13 protein-coding genes are annotated in these 20,895 nt (G+C 46.1%); 9 read left to right on the forward strand and 4 right to left on the reverse strand.

What is annotated here, in order from left to right:
• Nucleotides 1-202 precede the first annotated feature (202 nt).
• Both rpsA and ACN081_RS02805 read left to right on the forward strand, forming a co-directional pair.
• A complete protein-coding gene (gene rpsA / locus ACN081_RS02800) occupies nt 203-1,669 on the forward strand; it encodes a 30S ribosomal protein S1 (protein WP_419101790.1) in 1,467 nt (488 codons plus the stop codon).
• Between the two features lie 214 nt (nt 1,670-1,883).
• Nucleotides 1,884-2,621 (forward strand): SDR family NAD(P)-dependent oxidoreductase, encoded by a 738-nt coding sequence (locus ACN081_RS02805; RefSeq protein WP_419103501.1) that lies wholly within the window; start codon nt 1,884-1,886, stop codon nt 2,619-2,621.
• Between the two features lie 78 nt (nt 2,622-2,699).
• On the opposite strand, the gene ACN081_RS02810 is transcribed toward ACN081_RS02805, so the two are convergent.
• Entirely contained in the window at nt 2,700-3,380 is a 681-nt protein-coding gene (locus ACN081_RS02810) for an IMPACT family protein (RefSeq protein ID WP_419101788.1), read from the reverse strand.
• 179 nt (nt 3,381-3,559) lie between these two features.
• Here ACN081_RS02810 and coaE point away from each other — a divergent pair, with 179 nt between their 5' ends.
• The 4 genes from coaE (at nt 3,560) to ACN081_RS02830 (ending at nt 9,980) form a co-directional block, all read left to right on the forward strand.
• The gene (gene coaE, locus ACN081_RS02815; protein WP_419106889.1) at nt 3,560-4,177 is read left to right on the forward strand and encodes a dephospho-CoA kinase; all 618 of its coding nucleotides are present in this window, start codon (nt 3,560-3,562) and stop codon (nt 4,175-4,177) included.
• A gap of 263 nt (nt 4,178-4,440) precedes the next feature.
• Nucleotides 4,441-6,150 carry a BCCT family transporter gene (locus tag ACN081_RS02820; RefSeq protein WP_419103499.1) on the forward strand — a complete coding sequence of 570 codons (1,710 nt, stop codon included), beginning with the start codon at nt 4,441-4,443 and terminating at the stop codon, nt 6,148-6,150.
• A gap of 377 nt (nt 6,151-6,527) precedes the next feature.
• Nucleotides 6,528-8,609, forward strand: a complete 2,082-nt coding sequence (gene uvrB / locus ACN081_RS02825) for an excinuclease ABC subunit UvrB (protein ID WP_419106890.1) — start codon at nt 6,528-6,530, stop codon at nt 8,607-8,609.
• Nucleotides 8,610-8,780: 171 nt separating this feature from the next.
• Nucleotides 8,781-9,980 (forward strand): TerC family protein, encoded by a 1,200-nt coding sequence (locus ACN081_RS02830; RefSeq protein ID WP_419106891.1) that lies wholly within the window; start codon nt 8,781-8,783, stop codon nt 9,978-9,980.
• A gap of 95 nt (nt 9,981-10,075) precedes the next feature.
• Here the strand turns inward: ACN081_RS02830 and ACN081_RS02835 are convergent, their stop codons facing one another.
• The 3 genes from ACN081_RS02835 to ACN081_RS02845 form a co-directional block, all read right to left on the reverse strand.
• Nucleotides 10,076-11,293, reverse strand: coding sequence for a hypothetical protein (locus ACN081_RS02835; RefSeq protein WP_419106892.1), 1,218 nt, complete (start codon nt 11,291-11,293; stop codon nt 10,076-10,078).
• Nucleotides 11,294-11,365: 72 nt separating this feature from the next.
• Complete coding sequence (locus tag ACN081_RS02840; protein WP_419106893.1) at nt 11,366-12,763, reverse strand: alpha/beta fold hydrolase; 1,398 nt, start codon at nt 12,761-12,763, stop codon at nt 11,366-11,368.
• 63 nt (nt 12,764-12,826) lie between these two features.
• Nucleotides 12,827-15,433, reverse strand: coding sequence for a DEAD/DEAH box helicase (locus ACN081_RS02845; RefSeq protein WP_419106894.1), 2,607 nt, complete (start codon nt 15,431-15,433; stop codon nt 12,827-12,829).
• Between the two features lie 233 nt (nt 15,434-15,666).
• Between ACN081_RS02845 and ACN081_RS02850 the strand changes: the two genes are divergently transcribed.
• The 3 genes from ACN081_RS02850 (at nt 15,667) to ACN081_RS02860 (ending at nt 20,815) form a co-directional block, all read left to right on the forward strand.
• The gene (locus ACN081_RS02850; RefSeq protein ID WP_419106895.1) at nt 15,667-17,265 is read left to right on the forward strand and encodes an ABC transporter transmembrane domain-containing protein; all 1,599 of its coding nucleotides are present in this window, start codon (nt 15,667-15,669) and stop codon (nt 17,263-17,265) included.
• The gene (locus ACN081_RS02855) at nt 17,258-19,003 is read left to right on the forward strand and encodes an ABC transporter ATP-binding protein (RefSeq protein WP_419106896.1); all 1,746 of its coding nucleotides are present in this window, start codon (nt 17,258-17,260) and stop codon (nt 19,001-19,003) included. The genes ACN081_RS02850 and ACN081_RS02855 overlap by 8 nt, the downstream gene beginning before the upstream one ends.
• A gap of 102 nt (nt 19,004-19,105) precedes the next feature.
• A complete protein-coding gene (locus tag ACN081_RS02860; protein WP_419106897.1) occupies nt 19,106-20,815 on the forward strand; it encodes a formate--tetrahydrofolate ligase in 1,710 nt (569 codons plus the stop codon).
• Nucleotides 20,816-20,895: the final 80 nt, after the last annotated feature.

Consider the following 20,895-nt stretch of genomic DNA (forward strand, 5'->3'; position numbering starts at 1 on the left):
TCAACGGTGTGGGCGTACTATGCGCTCACATAATTGTCCGAATAAACGCTTGGTACAGAGTGAACCACTCGTGGTGAATGCTACGTCGGAACCCGATGAGTGAGAGATATTTTTATCAAATACTCAGAAGATATGTTTTGTACGTAGTGGGCGCCTGGCTGTATCAACCTACCAAATCTATCCTATTGGAGCCCTTTACTATATGAGCACCAACACTCCTCAGGTTGCTATCAACGACATTGGAACTGAAGAAGACTTCCTCAAGGCCGTTGATGAGACCATTAAGTACTTCAACGATGGCGATCTAGTCTCCGGCGAAGTTGTTAAAGTTGACCGCGACGAGGTTCTTCTCGATATCGGTTACAAGACCGAAGGCGTTATTCCCTCACGCGAACTTTCCATCAAGCATGACGTCGATCCCGGCGAAGTTGTTTCCGTTGGTGACGAAGTTGAGGCTCTCGTCCTAACTAAGGAAGACAAAGAAGGCCGTCTCATCCTTTCTAAGAAGCGTGCACAGTACGAGCGCGCATGGGGCGACATCGAGCAGGTTAAGGAAAACGACGGTGTCGTTACCGGTACTGTTATCGAGGTTGTCAAGGGTGGTCTTATCCTCGACATCGGTCTTCGTGGCTTCCTCCCTGCATCTTTGGTTGAGATGCGTCGCGTTCGTGACCTTGCACCTTATATCGGTCAGGAAATCGAAGCAAAAATTATTGAACTTGATAAGAACCGTAACAACGTTGTTCTTTCTCGCCGTGCATGGCTTGAGCAGACTCAGTCTGAGGTTCGCTCCACCTTCCTTAACCAGCTCGAAAAGGGCCAGGTTCGTAACGGTGTTGTATCCTCTATCGTCAACTTCGGTGCATTCGTTGACCTTGGTGGCGTAGACGGTCTTGTTCACGTTTCTGAGCTTTCTTGGAAGCACATCGATCATCCTTCCGAGGTCGTTGAGGTTGGCACCGAGGTTACCGTTGAGGTTCTCGAAGTTGATCTTGACCGCGAGCGTGTTTCACTCTCCCTCAAAGCAACTCAAGAAGATCCTTGGCAGGCATTTGCTCGTACCCACGCTTTGGGTCAGGTTGTTCCTGGTAAGGTCACCAAACTTGTACCATTCGGTGCATTCGTTCGTGTTGAAGATGGCATCGAAGGTCTCGTTCACATCTCCGAACTTGCTGTTCGCCACGTTGATTTGGCTGAGCAGGTTGTTTCTGTTGGTGACGAACTCTTCGTTAAGGTTATCGACATCGATCTTGACCGCCGTCGTATCTCCCTCTCCCTCAAGCAGGCTAACGAGGGCGTAGATCCTGAAGGTACTGAGTTTGATCCTGCACTTTACGGCATGGCAGCTGAGTACGACGAAGAGGGCAACTACAAGTACCCTGAGGGCTTCGACCCTGAGACCAACGAATGGCTTGAAGGCTTTGAAGCTCAGCGTGCAGCTTGGGAACAGCAGTATGCTGATGCTCAGGCTCGCTGGGAAGCTCACAAGGTACAGGTTGCAAAGGCTCTTGAAGCTGACGCAGAAGCTATTGCTAACGCACCTGCTGAGCCTGCTGCTGAGGTTGAAGCTGCTCCTTCTTCCTACTCCTCTGATAGCAAGTCAGAGTCCGGTACTCTTGCTTCTGATGAGGCTCTTGCAGAACTTCGCAAGAAGCTCACCGGCAACTAATTAAGTCTTTATGAGGGGTTTACCTCTCATAAGTCTTTGATCAAAGGTTGTTCTTCCTACCTTACTGGTAGGAAGAACAACCTTTTATTTTTTCTTGAAAAAGCTGGGAGTTCAGGAGTATAGTACACCTTGTTAGTGATGGGCGACATAAGTCGCCTCTTGCCAGCTAAATATACATAGCGAATAAATCTTTCATATCAAAGGATGATAAGTGATGGCAAAGAAACTCGAAAACAAGGTTGCTTTAATTACTGGAGCTGCTCAAGGAATGGGAGCTGCTCATGCACGTTTATTCCACGAAGAAGGCGCTCGTGTAGTAATCACTGATATTAACGCCGAAGAAGGTGAAAAATTAGCGGAGGAATTAGGTCAAAACGCTTTGTTCTTGTCCCATAACGTTACTTCTTCAGACGATTGGGAGCGTGTCATTGCTGAGACCGAAAAACATTTTGGCACTTTAGATATTCTGGTCAATAACGCCGGTATTACGATGGCGAAGTCACTATTTGATGTGAGCGTTGATGAGTATACAAAGATTTTTAATATCAATCAGCTCAGCGTATTTCTTGGAGTAAAGTACGGTGCTTCATCGATGAAGAAAAATGGTGGCGGAAGCATTATCAATATTTCTTCTATCAACGGCTTAGTGGGTGGTGCAGTCGGATACACCGATACTAAATTTGCTGTGCGTGGTTTGACTAAAGCTGCTTCGTTGGAACTTGCCCATCACGGTATTCGTGTGAACTCCGTTCACCCCGGTGTTATTGCGACACCGATGATTATGCAAGAAGATACGATGGCTGCGGTTAAAGAGTTTGAGAAGACTATTCCTCTGGGGCGTATCGCTCAGCCAGAGGAAGTTTCTAAGACTGTTCTCTTTCTTGCAAGTGATGATTCTTCATACTCAACTGGCTCAGAATTTATCCTTGACGGTGGCTTAACTGCCCGATAAATCATATAGAGATAACGGATAAGGGTGCTCTTTGATGATAGCTCTCAAAGAGCACCCTTATCTCTACGCTGTCATATTTTACGGGGTGTCTACCCATATTGAGCCGTCCCAGCTGAGGGACTCTTCGCCAGCGCTGATATGGGCAATACATTCTTTGAGATATTCTACTTTCTCTGCCGTCACACCAACGCTCATGTAGGCTTTTTCTGCGTCGTATTCGGTATCAATGATATGAAATCCTAGGTGTCGTATTTCATGATCGCGTTGTCCGACGAATGCATGTGAAACAGGAAGTTTTGCACACAGCAGTTTTTGACGCAGAAGAAATTCTGAGCTGTCAAGAACATGAGTGACAGCTTCAGAATAAGCTCGCGTAAGCCCACCGGCACCTAGTTTAATCCCGCCAAAATATCGTACGACAACAACACAAATATCTGAGATAGGGGCTTTTTGTGCTGTGTCTCGTGCAAGTATTGCTTGGAGCATCGGTATTCCTGCTGTACCTGCTGGCTCTCCATCATCAGAGGACCGTTGGATATCGCGATCTGCTCCAATCACAAACGCTGAGCAGACGTGTCGTGCATCGTGGTAGCGTTTTCTTAGAGAAGTAATGAACTCTCGTGCTTGGGTTTCGTTTTCAACGCGAAGAGCGAAACCCAAGAAATTGCTTCTTTTAATTTCAAGATCAGCACGGTATTCATGTGCGTGTTTTGCTAGAACAGTGTATCGGTGAGCACGAGTATGGTCTGTTGTCTGCATCTAAAACATTTTACTGCACACGATGAGAGCACTCGTTTTCTGTGTAATGTTTGGCTGTAGTGTTCTCAGATGTGTTTTTGGTGTGCTGATGAGGTAGAACATGAACATCACGTACTCATAGTCGTTACGATAGGTTAGAGAGAGTAGCTGTATGGGTGTGTTGATTGAGAGGAGAAAAAATGTTAAGGATTGCTTTAACGGGTGGAATTGGTGCTGGAAAATCTACTATTGCGCAGATTTTTTCCTCCTATGGCGCTCATATTGTTGACGCTGATGCTTTAGGACGTGAGCTTATGCAGGCGGGAGAGAAGACTTTTGACGAGGTTGTTCGTCTTTTTGGTTCAGATATTCTGTGCGAAGATGGGTCGTTGAATCGTGGGCGTTTGGCTCAGAAAATTTTTTCTGATGAGCAGTTACGTGAAACTCTTGAGCGTATTATGCACCCTGCTATTCGTGAACGTGCTGTAGAGAAAATTGCGAATATTCGTCGTATTTATGGTGATGAGGCTATCGTCATTGAGGATATTCCACTTTTAGTAGAGACTGGGCAATATCATCATTTTGATAAAGTCATTGTGGTTTATGCTGATCTTCCTGTACGCCTTGAGCGTCTGAAAAAGTATCGTGGGATGTCTCGTGAGGATGCCTTGAGCAGAATGTCAGCTCAAGCTAGTGACGTTCAACGGGCAGAGGTCGCTCATTGGGTTATCGACAATTCGGGTGATATTGATGATACTAAACAGCGTGTTTTGGAGGTTTGGGAGAGTCTTTTGGCATCTTCTACCACCAAAAAATAATCAGTAGTGTTATATTTTATAGAATTGTTATAATTCCTAGTCAGATACTTTCTATTGACTCTAAATAGTTGGAATAAAAAGTCATATTTAACATTTCTTTGTAAAATATGCGTACTATTAAATACGTTGTCCTCTCTGGATGAATTTGCGGTGAGGTGGAATCAACGAGCGCCGCAAAGTACGCACATATCCACCGGGTTTTTGCTGTGTTGAGCAAAATACACAACAGACTAGGGCTTAGAACAAGCCCTCCTATTTTCTTTATGTCAGCAGCATTTATTATGCTTTTTACTCTGGCAATGGTTGTTTTCCCAAAGCCTATGGCTGAGATATTTGGTGTTGTCGCATCTTTTATTATTAAATATCTTGGTTGGTTTTATGTTTTAGGGAATGCTCTTTTCTTTATCTTCCTCATCTATATTGCGTGTAGTCGTTTTGGTCGTGTCAAACTTGGCCCCGATGATGCAGAACCAGAATATTCCGGTATTGCATGGTTCGGCATGCTATTTGCTGCCGGTGTTGGTGCTGTACTTCTCTTCTGGGGTGCAGCAGAACCTATCAGCCACTACGCTAACCCTCCATACCCTGGGATTGAACCGCAATCTGACGCTGCCGCTATTGATGCGCTATCAATAGCGAACTTCCACATCGGCTTGTTCATGTGGGTTATTCTGACTGTCCCTGGGCTTGCTTTTGGGTATTTTACGTATAAACGTAAACTTCCTCCGCGCGTATCTTCTATCTTCCAACCACTGCTCGGCGAAGGTATTCACGGCCCTATCGGAAAAGTCATCGACGCAATCTCGATTATCGCTACTGTCTTTGGTATTGCTGTTTCCGTAGGGCTTGGCGCCTTACAGATTAACTCCGGTATGAACATCATGTATGGTCTTCCGGTAGGTGGTTGGATACAGGCTGCCATTATTGCCATCATCACTGCTGCAGGTATCTGCTCCGTGATGATGGGCATGGACAAAGGTGTGAAACGCTTGTCCTACATTAACATCATGATGGCTATTGCCTTGTTGCTCTTTATTCTCATGACGGGAGCAACACGACTAGCAATTACCGGAACGATTGAATCTGCCGGACAATTTGTTCAGAAGCTTCCCGTTATGATGTTCTTCAACGACACCTTCGCCGATACTGGTTGGCTTGGTTCTTGGACTGTTTTCTATTGGGCATGGACCGTAGCTTGGGCACCTTTTGTTGGACTCTTTATTGCAAAGATTTCTCAAGGTCGTACTATCCGCCAGTTTGTGATTGGTGTTTTGGGTGCGCCGAGTGCCTTCACCTTGATTTGGATTGGTGTTTTCGGCATGAACGCCTTTAACATCGAACGTAACCATAACGGAACACTCGTTCAGAAAGTGGTAGATGAAGGTAATATCCCCGCTGCGCTCTTCGAATTTTTGGGTCATTTCCCCTTCTTCCCCGTAATTGCAGCGCTAACACTTCTGGTGATTACTATCTTCTTTATCACCTCTATCGACTCTGCGGCTTTGGTGATGGACGCTATCTCAAACGGCCATGAAGATCCCGCCCCGAAACGTCAAGGTGTGTTCTGGGCATTATGTATTGGTCTTGTGTGCGCATCTATCCTTGTATCGAGTGGAGATGACGGGCTGAACCTCTTACAACAGGTCATTATTGTGATCGGTCTACCTGTATGGGTTTTGGGCTATTTAGAGATTTGGATGATTGTTCGTGCTCTACGTGAGGACGCAGGGGAGTTACCTCCGATGCGGACTCGTCAGTGGAAGCAGGTGCTTCCGATTGAGGAATATCATCGTCGAGCTCAAGAAGACTTCTCTTCTATTGAAGATGTTGTGATGCGTCCTGAATTTGAAGTAGGAACAGAACCAGAATATGAGTCTCTTGTTCCTAATACGGGTCAGATTCCGGTCATTACTCCAGAGACAAAAGCTGAAGATTCTCAAGAATCAGCGAAAAGCTCATCAAAGAAAAAATAGTTGAGTTATAGAACAATCTAGCTTGAATATGTTCTGAACATATTGAACCAGTAAGTATTAGAGCGTTCAATAATAGGGCACATAGTTAATATATAAAATATTAACTATGTGCCCTATTGTTATCATTATTTAACGTTTTACGAGATTAAAGAATTAACTTATTGTTTAAGTATATTATTGAGGATATTGACATATCTGAAGTGATTCAATGAAATAGTTTTAGTCCAATTCCATCTTAAATATGTCATTGATAGTGCAGATTTCTTATACAACTCATCAGCTACAAAAACATTACATATGCTGAACCACTACGAATATGACGATAATATGAGTGCTGAATGCCCACCAGCCACTGAGGTGCAGTAAAATTAACGACCATGAGCCTAGCGCAAAATATCCAACGAATTGTCGCACCCTTTAACGTCATCTCTGAATACCAGCCAGCGGGGGACCAGCCCAAAGCTATCGCAGAGCTGACCGAACGCGTCAACAACGGAGAAAAAGATATCGTGCTACTGGGTGCCACCGGCACCGGAAAATCTGCAACAGCAGCATGGCTCATAGAATCAGTGCAGCGCCCAACGCTCATCATGGTGCATAATAAAACTCTCGCCGCTCAACTTGCGCAAGAGCTTCGAGAACTCCTTCCACATAACGCTGTCGAATACTTTGTCTCTTACTACGACTACTACCAGCCAGAAGCGTATGTGCCTCAAACAGATACTTTTATTGAAAAAGATTCATCTATTAATGAAGAAGTAGAACGACTGCGCCACTCTGCAACCAACTCTTTGCTGACTCGACGTGATGTTGTTGTTGTCTCCACCGTATCGTGTATTTACGGACTCGGAACACCCGAAGAATACATAGAACAAATGGTCACTCTCAAACGAGGAGAAGAACTCGACCGAGATGAACTGCTACGACAATTTGTAGCCATGCAATACACCCGCAACGACATTGACTTTCACCGTGGAACCTTCCGCGTTCGTGGCGACACCGTAGAAATTATTCCCATGTACGAAGAGAACGCAATTCGTATTGAATTCTTTGGGGACGAGATAGAAACTATCTACACTCTGCATCCGCTCACCGGAGAAATTATCCGTGAGGAAGAAGAAATGTACGTTTTCCCTGCCTCACACTATGTGGCAGGTGAAGAACGCATGAAAATTGCTATGCGCAGTATCGAAGATGAACTGCAAAGCAGACTTGCAGAACTTGAAAGTCAACAAAAACTTCTTGAAGCCCAACGCCTACGCATGCGTACCCAATATGACCTCGAAATGATGGAACAAATGGGTTTCTGCACCGGAATTGAAAATTATTCTCGACATATTGACCAACGTGAAGCAGGTTCCGCACCACATTGTCTACTCGATTATTTTCCCGATGACTTCCTCCTCATTATCGACGAATCTCACGTGACGGTCCCACAAATTGGTGCCATGTACGAAGGTGACATGAGCCGAAAACGTACTCTTGTAGACTTTGGTTTCCGGCTACCGTCAGCTATGGATAACCGTCCCCTCAAATGGAACGAATTCCTTGAAAGAATCGGACAAACAGTATATCTATCGGCTACACCCGGAAAATACGAACTATCCCAAGCCGACGGATATGTTGAACAAATCATTCGCCCAACAGGACTTGTCGACCCGAAAATTATTGTTAAACCGACCCGCGGACAAATCGACGACCTCCTAGAAAATATCCGAGAACGCGTCGAACGTGACGAGCGTATCCTCGTTACCACACTCACTAAGAGAATGGCTGAAGATCTCAGCGAATACCTCGCCCAAAACGGGGTGCGCGTAGAGTACCTTCACTCCGATGTGGACACTCTCCAACGCGTTAACCTGTTACGACAACTACGCCAAGGCAGTTTTGACGTTTTGGTCGGCATTAACCTTCTTCGTGAAGGGTTAGACTTGCCAGAAGTCTCTCTTGTCGCCATCCTTGACGCAGATAAAGAAGGCTTCCTCCGTTCAACAACGTCACTAATTCAAACGATTGGTCGCGCCGCACGAAACGTCAGTGGAGAAGTTCACATGTACGCCGACAAAATTACGCCGTCCATGCAAGTAGCTATTGACGAAACCAACCGACGACGTGAAATTCAACAACGCTATAACCAAGAACACGGTATCGATCCGCAACCGCTACGTAAGAAAATCGCTGACATCACCGACCAACTTGCTCGTGAAGAAGAGGACACCCAACAACTCCTGAACCAGCACACCATCAAAACACCTCGAACGGCAACAACCCCGAACATACGCCAAAATCGTTTGGCGAGCGCACCGGCTGAAGACCTGACGCAGCTCATACAGGAGCTAACTGAGCAAATGATGACAGCGTCTGAAAACCTTCAATTTGAGATAGCTGCACAAATTCGTGATGAGCTGCAAGAACTTAAAAAAGAATTGCGTCAGATGCAACAGGCAGGTCACGCCTAAAGAGTACAAGTGAGCGCCTAAAATACGGTAGAGTATTCTCAGAGCAAGGGAGTATCCCATAAATCATTTTTCGTCAGCACGAGAGCCAAAGAAGTCGCTCCGGAAAATGTGCCCTCTGAGGCGGGAGAGACTTGTGGTATTTAACGTATCCAACCACAAGAAAGGCTCCCCGTGGATATTAGTGGGCTGCAATGGTCTATTACCCTTATTTTCATCGGCTTACTTCTTGCTTATGATTTTATTTTTCATGTGCGTAAAGCTCATGAGCCAACTATTCGTGAAGCTGCCATTTGGTCGGCTATCTATATTGGTGTAGCGCTACTCTTCGGTGTTTTCATTCTGATATTTGATGGTAGTACCTACGCTGCAGAGTACTACGCAGGGTATATTACAGAGAAAGCGCTAAGCGTTGATAATCTCTTTGTCTTCCTGATTATTATGGCGAGCTTTAAAGTGCCCAGAGAAGACCAGCAAAAGGTGCTACTGTTTGGCATTATTTTTGCGATGCTGGCGCGCGCAATCTTCATTTTTGCTGGTGCAGCGCTCATCAATACATGGAGCTGGCTCTTCTACATTTTTGGTATCGTTCTCATCTACACCGCCGGTAACCTCATCAAGGATGAGATTTCTGCTGAGAATGAAGAAGACGAAGCGAATAATATTGTTATCCGTTTAGCGAAGAAGTACCTTAAAACTTCTGAGCATTATGATGGCGATAAGCTTTTTACTATCGAAAATGGTAAAAAAGTGATGACTCCAATGCTGCTGGTGATGGTCGCTATCGGTGGAACAGACTTACTCTTTGCCTTGGACTCTATTCCCGCGATTTTTGGGTTGACCCAGTCGGCATACATTGTCTTTACTGCAACAGCTTTTTCTCTGATGGGTCTTCGACAGTTATACTTCCTCATTGATGGTTTGCTGGACCGTCTCATTTACCTCTCGTGGGGCCTATCGCTGATTCTTGCGTTTATTGGCGTGAAATTGGTATTGCACGCCTTACATGAAAACACCTTGCCCTTTATCAATAACGGTGAACCTGTTCACGTAGTTGAGGTATCTATTGGTGTTTCTTTGGCAGTGATTGTTGGGGTGCTCATCGTAACGGTCTTAGCGTCGTTGTACTCGCCTAAGGGCAAAGCCTTAGCTACGATTCATAAGGTCACTGCACTCAGCGAGAGCTATCTTGCTTTACCTGAGGATGCTTCTATGAAAGAACGTGCAAAGATTAAAGATGAGCTAGAGCGTTATGCTAAGAAATCACGCGCTATCAAACAAAAATATCGTGATGAACTCATCGATTCTGAACAAGATTATCAAGACCTTGTGCATCGTGCTCGAGGTAAACACGAGGACTACATTCAAAACTAACGCAGTATCGTTAAAGGTGTGGGTTGTAACCTGTATAGGTTGCACCCCACACCTTTACTCTATCTCTGAGGAAAGATAACGCAAAAGATAATTGTTTATCGGGTTGTTGGGTCAATCAACGTTTTTTGTGCTGTCTCAAGCGCTCCCGTTTGTGACGCTCTTGTGGTGTTTGCAAAAGCAGAACCGATAATGGTTACTTGAGTATTTCCCTCGTGCGCCCAGAACCCAACGGATTGTCCAGGGTCATTTCTCGTACGGTTAAAAGACTGACAGCCAATAAGTTGTGTGCCTGTTGCATTGCGTTCAACGTGGAATCCATGAGCCTCAGAAGTTTGCGCTTCACCTGATATGTTCTCTGCATAACCATTCGAGTCAGCGATACAGTTCATCAGCGAATTATTCCCTAATGAAAGAACGAAGCCATGGCCACCGTTATCTTGGGCATCGCACTGGTTGAAGGAGTTTCGAGTGCCTTTAATATAGTATCCGGCACCGGCTTTAGCCGATTCTTCAAAGCTCATGGAACGTTTAGAATACCAACTTTTAACCTGTGAGAACGAACAGTTAGAGGTGTACACTTCAATCGCTGCGGCGTCAAGACGCTGCAAGTTTGCTGACGAGAAATCAAGCATATGGAACATATTATCTGCAGCTGTTGGTGAGTTTGTGTCACCAACGGTGAGTGCTGTTCGCAAAAATCGACGTCCTCGTATCTGAGACACCGTGCAACCTTGGTCGTCTGGGCCCTTGAGCTTAATGCCCATATCTAAATCCCAAAGAGTAATTCCCGAAATTCGGTGAGCAGCATCAGGATCTGGGGGATTATCCCCATTAAACGTGTTGTAAAGAATCCCGACCGTATTGGGGATAGCTTGACGATGCTTATACGAGTCTTCTCCTGGTTTGATACTGAACTGATGAAGGCCTGTACGATAAACAGGTTCTTTAGAGGGGATGGTATCTTCGCCAATTCGAAAAACACCGGCGAGTTCTTCCCATTCACCAACTGGCATAAATTGTGTGGAATCGCCAACACCCATAATAGAGACTTGGTGTTTGAGTACAATGCCAGAAGAGTCTACGGGGTATCTTCCTGGAGGGAAGAGGATACTACCTCCACCAGATTGAGCTAACTGATCGATGAGCTCATTAATACGGTGGTTAACTGGTTCTAAAGAATCAGGGGTAATGCCTTGTTCATCGGCACGATAAAAGCGTGATGGTGCTTGAGCATACGCCGAAGACGACGAATGAAAAGCAGTTGCAAGGACACCAACGGCAGAAGCGCCAAGAAATTGAGCGCGAGAGACCACAAACCCTCCAAAAGGGAAAAATAGCGAGTGAATTACTGGAGTGTGGGTGCCATCTCGTGCTGGGGGGTATTCTTAGCGCATGTCTGCGAGAAGATTTTTGAGATGTCCCAAAATTAGTGTACCGTCTGTACCCAAACCATCGTGATGATGCGTATGTGATGTCCACACTTTTGTATTTTTAACCCACTGAGCAGTACTCATAGAATGTGCATAATCCACATAAATATCGGGAGTATATGCGGCAGCCGCTAAAGGCACCTCATTAGACGCTAACTGTTCATGAGAATATAGCGGGCCCCAATCATCTTTTTGCGCCAAGGCATCAGCCAACTCTGCTAACGGCTTCAACGCGGTATCTTGTTCAAAAAGCCACGGGAAAATATGCTCACCGGTAAAAAGAATCCTTGAAGCATCAGGGCTAAATTCTGGACGTTTCTTTGCCATACGAGCAGCAGACCAATTTGTTGGGGCAGGAGATGGCGAACCACCCTGAGCTGGACCATCAGCATAAATTGACTCATGTAAAAGAGCGTACAAAGGGCTAGACCTAAAACTCAGAACGTGTTCTGCTTCGCTCAAGAACTGTGCTGAGAGGTGGCTTGTTCCTTCAGCAAAAGCAGATTCAAGTAAATAATGTAATCCATGCACTCGGCTATTACCACCAAGATACTGCCCGAGCATTTGGAAACGAGGAACAGTCAGACGCTCTCCAGAAGGCAGATACACCTCGTTTTCTTCCACGAAGGAGGCGATACGACGAGCTAACTCTTCATCTTCGGGATACCACTGATAAAACTGTTCATTACGTTCATAAACACGGTCTAAAGTGCTCTGATACACCTGATCAATGGAAGCTCTCAACGGTGCCAGACCGGCGGTCATACGAGAATCTTTGAGAGACTCAGGAGCAAAGCTTAAATAGCTGAGGGTCAAGAATCCACCATAGCTTTGCCCCATCGTCGACCAACGCTGGTCTTTCCGACCAGTGCAGAGAAAACGACGTACCACTTCAGCATCAGCAACAATAGAATCTGCTCGAAAAAGTTCACAATAAGCAACTTGCTGTTCGATAGAGCGTCCTTGCTGAATCGTCTGAGCGGTGAGCGCAGTAGAAAGACCTGTTCCACGCTGGTCTAAAAGGATGAGCCGATGAGTTTTGCTAAGCTCCTGCACCCACCCTTGATCGCTAAGCGGACGAGGACTCTTACCACCTGGGCCGCCTTGGAGATAAGCCATCAGAGGACGTTCGTCGACTGAAGTTGTCAGCTCAGGAGAAATATTAATGACTTCGCGAGCAAAAATAGTCAGAGTTTGCTGAGCAAAAGGATGCTCTAACGCCGCATCCATTCCTAACGATAAGGCAAGACCGTGAGTGGCGGGAACTTCAAACCAATGATCGATGAGGTGAAAAGAACCTACCGTATGAGTTGTTCCCTGCCGATGTGAAGACGATGGTAATGAGAGAATCATAAGAACCAACCTTTAGAAAAATATAACGATAAAACATAAAATACGGTGATGAAGAGGTCATCCTCACGAATGATTAAAACCTACGTGAAGGATACGGATTACGGGTTCACCCAGCTCATTTGAGGCTGCTAAGTCTACAAGAGCACTCATACTAAAATCATGATGTTCTTCAGGATCAGAGAAAATTTGGCGAACAGTCCACGTTCCCTCTGTGCGTTCTGCACTTTTATCAACCGTGAATAAATGGGGAGAACGAGCTTGAGAATCGGTGTAAAGATCCTCATATTCTTCAAAATAATCGTCCATGGCTTCTGCCCAGCGGTCTTCATCCCATCCGTGAGCACCATCAAGTTCACCGAGGGTGCGTTCTTGCTCTTGAGCAAAAAGTTCAACCCTGCGAAAAAGAGCGTTACGGACCATCACAGTAAAGGCACGTGGATTATCTGTGAGCTGAGGGGGAGTCTCATCAATAACGTGGTTGTGAGGCTGCACAAAATCTTCTGTCGATGAAGACGCTAAACGTTCCCACTCATCAACAAGAGAAGAATCTGTTTGTCGGATGAGCTCTCCGAGCCATTCGATGATATCTGTGAGTTCTTCGGTGAGAGCTTCTTGGGGCACTGTTTGCCGTAAAGCTTTATACGCATCAGATAGATATCTGAGAAGCACACCTTCAGAGCGTTCTAGCGAATAGAACTGAACATAGGAAGAAAAGTCCATGGCCCGCTCATACATATCACGAACAATAGACTTGGGGCTAATATCGTATTCTGTCACCCACGGCGCACCAGAACGGTACGTCTCAAAAGCCTGTACAAGAATATCTTCTAAAGGTTTTGGATAGCTGATGTGATCGAGTTCGTTCATCCGCTCCTGATAATCCAAGCCGTCAGCTTTCATCTGAGCGAGAGCCACAGACTTCTCTTTCTTCTCTTGCATATGAAGAACCTGATGAGGATTTTCTAACGTTGCTTCAAAAATAGACAGAACATCTAAGGCATAGCTCGTCGACGAACGATCTAATAGTGATAATGACGCTAAAGCAAAAGGAGACAGTGGCTGATTCAACGCAAAATTATCGTGAAGGCTCATCACCAGACGAACAGTCCTACCGTATTCGTCTGGGGCATCCAATTTTTCGACGATACCTCCTGCAAGGAGTTCTCGATAGATGCCGAGAGCTTTTTTAATGAGCTGTCGTTGTCGGGTCGGAGACTCATGATTATGGCGTAGGAAATGTCGCGCCACCATAAAAGGATTCTCATTCCGTTGAAGAATGTTAAGCACCATCGAATAGGTCATGTCGAAGGAACTTGTTAACGGTTCAGGTGCAGAAGCAACAAGCTGATCGAAAGTTTTTTCTGACCAGTTAATGAAACCTTGTGGTGCTTTTTTCTTTTTACCGCGTAGGGACTGCGCCATTCGTTTAGTGTCGCCGTTAAACTTCTCCGCTGCTTTAGCTTCAAGCCGTCGGTTTTCAATCTCGTGTTCAGGGCCTTGCACCACCACCGTTCCAGCCGTGTCATAACCGGCGCGTCCAGCGCGTCCTGCAATCTGGTGGAACTCACGTGATTTAAGTTTCCGAGAGCGTCTACCATCAAATTTTGATAGCGCCGTCAAAAGTACGGTACGAATAGGGACGTTAATACCAACACCAAGAGTGTCCGTGCCACAGATGACTTTGAGAAGACCTTCTTGCGCTAATTGCTCAACAAGGCGACGGTATTTCGGCAACATTCCAGCATGGTGGATACCGACACCATTCTTGACTAAGCGTTGAAGTACTTTTCCAAACCCCGGAGAGAACCTAAAAGAATGGAGCCGCTCATTAATGCGTTTTTTCTCATCGGCAGTAGCCACAGCAACGTTGAGTAGCCCCTGAGCTGTCTCTGCTGCTTGAATCTGCGAGAAATGCACAATATATACGGGAGCTTGATGCGTATTAATAAGCTCTTGTACTGTCTCTTGCAAAGGCTCCATCGAATAATAAAAATGCAGTGGAATTGGTCGCTCATTGCTGGTTACTAACGCAACATCACGGCCAGTACGCTCTTTAAGTTCTTTTTCAAAACGTGTAGTATCACCTAACGTTGCACTCATCAAAAGGAACTGAGCTTGTGGAGCATCAAGTAGCGGAACTTGCCAAGCCCAGCCTCGTTGAGGGTCCGAATAAAAATGGAACTCGTCCATAATGACTTGCGAGAATTGTGCTTGTGAACCTTCACGTAAAACAATATTGGCAAGAATCTCAGCGGTACAACAGATAATTGGAGCTTCAGCATTAATAGAAGAATCTCCGGTAACCATACCGACGTTTTCTGCCCCAAAAATATTGATGAGATCAAAGAACTTTTCAGATACAAGAGCTTTCAACGGCGCTGTGTAATATGACCGATACCCTGTTGCTAATGCCGTGAAATGCGCAGCAACAGCGACCGTTGATTTGCCGGAGCCTGTGGGGGTTGCCAAAATAACATGAGAACCTTGAGCGAACTCTAGAATGGCTTCATCTTGCGCGGGGTAAAGTTCCATACCGCGGGAACTAATCCACTGACAGAACGCATCATATATTTCATCAGGTGATAGAGGATTTGAACGAAAATCCGCACTTGCATAATTTTCTGGATGTTGTGCTAGCTGAGGGCTGAGATACTCAAGAATTTTTTTCATGGTTTTCCTAGTCTATACCGCAACAACACCAAAAAATATATCGATCATAGTCGAGAGCTTAACAGCAGAAAGATAAGACTCCTCACCGTCGCGTAGGAGGGAAATACTTCATCATGTTACAAAAGGAAAAGAACAATAACTTTCTCCTTTTGGCATAGAGCACCTTATGATAGTTCTACTTCATATATACGTGAATCATCGGTCCTTCTTTTTGAGAAAGTTGATAACCTCTAGTGGCATCTTCTGAGCAGCAACAGAACCGTCCGTCGACGCAGGTGTCGTTTCGTCTTCGTCCTCCGGGGGTTCGCTACAACTCATTTCGCTGGTATTTACCTTTCGTTAGTGAAACACTTGCTGGGATAGCAACAATTTTTCTTCCAGCCTTTATTGGGAATATCATCAGCGCCCACGCTCAAGGGGACAGCTCATGGGCTTGGAAACTCACCACCGGTTTGAGCATCCTCATCGTACTCTTGATCGCCAACGAATATATTGGTTGGGGCACGGCCTTTAGAAATATTGCGGCCTTAGACCGAGACTGGAAACGGTACGCTTGCTCCTATATTCCTCAGCTTAAAAACACTTCAGACCCAGGGAATATTATTACGGTCGTCAACAAAGACACCAAAACGGTTGCCTACCTTTATCAGCCTCTTATGACGGCGATGAGCGGACTAAGCATCATCGTATTAGGTGCCGTTCAATTGTGGCTCATTAACCCTCTTATCGCGGTGGTCTCTTGCGCTGGTGTGCTGCTAACACTCGTCACTATTACCGTTATCTCTCGTTTTCTTGAAAAGCGTGCTGCCTATGCTCGTGAAAAAGTTGGTGTGAACACCTCCTACGCTTCTGATATTTCAAGTGCGCTAAGAACTATTGTCGGACTTGGGGTACAGCAAACAATGATGAGCCGATACCGTCAAACCGCTGTAGAAGTCCGCCATTCGCAGCTTTCCTATCAACGTTTGCAAAGTTGGAGTGCTTTTAGCCGAGTCTTCCTGATTGGCATGACGACCATGGCGGCTGTTGCTCTGGCACTTCGTGGAGAAATCATCGATGCACACTGGGTAACCACTATTCCTGCTGAACAGTTAGTGACCGTCACCGGAATCATCTCGATGATGGTTTCACCTGTATGGTCAATGGAATTTTTCTTGTACATGTGGCGTCAAGCTCGCGTCTCACTTTCCCGCATCGAAGAACTTAAAGAACGCACCCAAAAAACATTTCACCATAATGGGGATAAGTCTGCGACCCAAAACTATGAGAGTAACCTATCGTCAGGAAGAGTGCATTACCTCAACCCGAAAAAATATCAGCTCAGTGCCGAACACCTTGCTGACGTTCTCACTCAAGAACTGCAACAACGCTACGGGGCGCATAACGTTCTTCTCTCTCGCTCTCAACCGATGATTTTTGCAGGAACGCTAGAAGAACATCTGCAATTGGGGCAAACAGAAGAAATGACTCAAGAACGTATGAGCCAGCTCCTCGAACTCAGCGACGCTCAAGAAATTGTTCATCGGCTAGACCCACAACGAACCGGAGATTATGCTCAATGTCTGATTAACTCTGAAGGCACTAATCTTTCAGGAGGGCAACGTCAGCGACTAGGGTTAGCTCGCGCTTTGGCACAGAATAAAACACATCTGGTTCTTTGCGAACCCATTAACTCCGTGGACGAGCCGAGCCAGCGTTTCATCCTCGACCGGTTAGAAGAAGAATGTTGTGAAGATGGCCTTCTGGAACATCTTCACGGCGTTTATATTGTCAGTACTACTGTTGAAACAGAAAAACGTAGAATCCTTCAAGAAAGCATGATCGATGGCTAAACTTCTTCCCATTGCTCCGGCACAAACAACATGGAAAATTGTTGCTCGATCAATTTTTGCGACACCTCAACGTGTATTCTGGATTTTTATACTGTTTACTCTTTCCTCGCTAGCTACTCTCATAACACCTTGGTATATCGGAAAACTGGTTGATGCCGTACTTAATCAGGAACTGCGCACCTACCCCTGGCAATCTTTGGCATATATCGCTATCTCTGTGGTGATATCAGCATGGTTGACGCGTCAATGGCTCTATCAGAGTCAAATTATTGGTACACGAGTTCACCAAGATTTAGGTGTTCAACTGGTTGAATCGTCGATGAACCTCGACGCTCAAACTATTGAAGACGCCGGAAGCGGAGACCTCGTATCCCGTATCACCAACGATTTAGAAGCTATTCGAGATATCATTACCAGCGGTATTCCAGAACTCACCGCCACCATTATTCGTATCTTTATTTTTTGTGGCTCTATTTTTGTGTTATCTGTGCCGTTAGGTATGGTGACCATCCCGATGCTATGCTTTCTCGCAATAAGTCTGAGGTTCTTTCTGCCCAAAATTGCTCAGGGAATGCTGAACATTGCCGGACGATCTTCAGAACTGACTACCGTCATGACAGAAAACGTTCGAGGTGCACAAACTATCCGCTCTTTAGGTGTGAGCCAACATCGTCAAACAGTACTTGACCAGCGTATTGACGCTTTTTATGACGACACCTACCGTCTTGTGCAAGTGCGTGCCACGTTCTGGGCGGTAAACGCCTTCAACAACTATCTTCCGCTATTGCTCACCATGCTGTGGGGATACTATTGTGTGCAGCAGGGTTGGGCTACTTGGGGTGAAGTATCTACCGCCGCAATTTTGATGTTCTCTTTACGAATCAACGTCGAAATCATGACTTTTTGGATTACCAGAATGCGTGAAATGACCGTAAGTATGGGGCGTATTTGCGGGGTGATTGACCTATGCTCACAACAGCAACATCGTCGCCAACAGAATCATCAAAAATACTCTGAAACAGTACCTCACACAGCTACGGTACATATTGAACAGATGAGCTATGGTTACACTCCGGATAACCATGTGATTCACCATATTGACCTAGATATTCCTGAAAGACAGTCTTTAGCTCTCATTGGACGTTCTGGTTCTGGTAAAACAACTCTCGCACGGCTAATCGCTGGGTCGTTGACAGCATCTTCCGGGCAGATTGCTGTTCTGGGCGAACGAGTAGGTGACGGGCGATACCCCACCACACCGGCCGCAGACGGTCGCCCCCGACTACTAATTTGCACCCAAGAAGCTCACCTGTTCCTTGGAACTATTGCAGAAAACCTTAATATGGTCTGTACTCAGGCGTCAGAGGCTGAAATGTATCACGCCCTTGAAGCTGTTGGTGCTTCATGGATTCACCACTTCAATGACGGATTACACACCCGAGTTGGGGGAGAGCACTCCGCCGACAACGCGGTAACCCTCAGCGAACAGCAGATACAGCATATTGCTTTAGCTCGTATCGTTTTAGCTAATCCACATGCTGTGATTTTGGACGAATCAACAACTGCCTTAGAGCTAGAACAAGCACGTCAGAGCCTGAACGCTATCTTTAAAGACCGAACGGTTATCATTATTAGCCACGATGCACGTATTACGAGCCTTGCCCAACGAGCAGTGCTTTTAGAAAACGGCAGTATCGCCGACATGGGTGAGACCGAAGATATTTTGCGTCAAGCTTGAACGGTACGGCGCCAAAAAGTTCTTCACGAACCATAGTGTTTTAGGTCATGTTCAACATAAGATAGGAGACGAGAAAAACTCTCAACAGAGAAGGAACACCTCATGGCACAACCATTTCCTAGCGACCTAGAAATCGCACAGCAAGCAACTCTCAAACCAATTAACGAGATTGCTCAACAAGCAGGCATCAACGAAGACCGCCTCGAAAATTATGGAAAGTACGTAGCAAAAGTTCTTCTAGACGAAACAACTAATGCGCACACCGCACAAGCCCGCAATTCCAAATATATTGTTGTTACTGCCGTAACACCGACCCCACTTGGTGAAGGGAAAACCGCAACCTCTGTCTCACTAGCTCAAGGAATGGGGCAGATTGGTAAGAGCGCAATGCTCACCCTGCGACAGCCCTCCATGGGGCCTACGTTCGGTATCAAAGGAGGCGCAGCCGGTGGCGGATACTCTCAGATTGTCCCCATGGAAAAGCTAAACCTTCACCTCACCGGAGATTTCCATGCGGTAACAGCTGCACATAACATGCTCGCAGCCATGATTGATAACCATCTGCATCACGGCAATGAGCTAGGCATCGACTCCCGAAGTATCTCATGGCGTCGAGTTCTCGACATCAACGACCGCTCCTTACGCAACGTCGTAATCGGGCTTGGCGAGAGAATGGACGGAGTCCCTCGAGAAACCGGCTTCGATATTACCTCCGCCAGCGAAATCATGGTAATTCTTTCTCTCGCAAAATCTCAGCAGGACCTCCAAGAACGCCTTGGCCGTATCGTCATCGGATACACTCATGAAGGTGAGCCCGTTACCGCCAAAGACCTCAAAGCAGACGGCGCGCTCGCTGTTATTCTTTCTGACGCGATACACCCCAACCTCATGCAAACCCTTGAACATACTCCCGCACTGATTCACGCAGGCCCCTTTGGTAATATCGCCACAGGAAACTCCTCAATCCTTGCCGACTATGTTGGGCTTGAACACGCGGATTACGTGATTACAGAAGCTGGTTTCGGTGCAGACATGGGAGCAGAACGCTTCTTCAACGTCAAATGCCGTGTATCAGGTCTTAAACCTGATGCAGCAGTTCTTGTTGTGACGGTACGTTCACTCAAATCTCATTCTGGACGATACACCATCACACCGGGCAAACCTCTTCCACCAGAGCTTCTGGAAGAGAACCCACACGATGTAGAAGCTGGCGCAGCAAACCTCAAAAAACATTTAGATATCGTTCGCAGCTTCGGAGTACAACCTGTCGTTGCCATCAACGCTTTCCCTAGTGATTACCCTTCAGAGCATGAGGTGATTGCGCGTATCGCTGAAGAATCAGGTGCCCGTGTTGCTATCCACCGTGGCGTTGCTGAAGGTGGACGAGGGACTGTAGAACTTGCAGAAGCAGTCGTTCAAGCATGTGAAGAATCGCATGAAATCACCTTCACCTATAATGATGACGACTCCCTCGCTGAAAAGATTCAAAAAGTTGCTGTCAACGTATACGGCGCAGACGATATTGAGCTGAGTGCATCTGCTCGAAAACAATTACGTCGTTTTGAAGAGCTTGGCTACGGGAAACTTCCGGTTGTTATCGCAAAAACACACCTTTCAATATCTTCTGACCCCAAACTCAAAGGCGCACCTACAGGTTGGACTATGCCCGTACGCGAAGTGCGTCTGGCAGCGGGAGCCGGATACGTTTACGCCATTTGTGGCACCATGCGCACCATGCCTGGGCTAGCTAAATCTCCAGCAGCTGAGCGCATCGGTTTTGACGCAGAAGGAAAAATTACTGGACTGTTCTAAACCAACAGTCTGTACTCCTATCACGACAAATAGCTGGTGGTGGGGTAACATTCAAGGTTCTCCACCACCCGCTATAAGTA

The organism is Rothia sp. P13129 (genome assembly GCF_048512865.1).
Taxonomy (GTDB): domain Bacteria; phylum Actinomycetota; class Actinomycetes; order Actinomycetales; family Micrococcaceae; genus Rothia.

What these genes read in the sequence shown, in the direction of transcription:
- ACN081_RS02810 (WP_419101788.1), bottom strand. Translation starts at nt 3,380, where the DNA reads ATGCAGACAACAGACCATACTCGTGCTCACCGATACACTGTTCTAGCA.
- rpsA (WP_419101790.1), top strand. Translation starts at nt 203, where the DNA reads ATGAGCACCAACACTCCTCAGGTTGCTATCAACGACATTGGAACTGAA.
- ACN081_RS02840 (WP_419106893.1), bottom strand. Translation starts at nt 12,763, where the DNA reads ATGATTCTCTCATTACCATCGTCTTCACATCGGCAGGGAACAACTCAT.
- ACN081_RS02805 (WP_419103501.1), top strand. Translation starts at nt 1,884, where the DNA reads ATGGCAAAGAAACTCGAAAACAAGGTTGCTTTAATTACTGGAGCTGCT.
- coaE (WP_419106889.1), top strand. Translation starts at nt 3,560, where the DNA reads ATGTTAAGGATTGCTTTAACGGGTGGAATTGGTGCTGGAAAATCTACT.
- ACN081_RS02845 (WP_419106894.1), bottom strand. Translation starts at nt 15,433, where the DNA reads ATGAAAAAAATTCTTGAGTATCTCAGCCCTCAGCTAGCACAACATCCA.
- ACN081_RS02855 (WP_419106896.1), top strand. Translation starts at nt 17,258, where the DNA reads ATGGCTAAACTTCTTCCCATTGCTCCGGCACAAACAACATGGAAAATT.
- uvrB (WP_419106890.1), top strand. Translation starts at nt 6,528, where the DNA reads ATGAGCCTAGCGCAAAATATCCAACGAATTGTCGCACCCTTTAACGTC.
- ACN081_RS02820 (WP_419103499.1), top strand. Translation starts at nt 4,441, where the DNA reads ATGTCAGCAGCATTTATTATGCTTTTTACTCTGGCAATGGTTGTTTTC.
- ACN081_RS02860 (WP_419106897.1), top strand. Translation starts at nt 19,106, where the DNA reads ATGGCACAACCATTTCCTAGCGACCTAGAAATCGCACAGCAAGCAACT.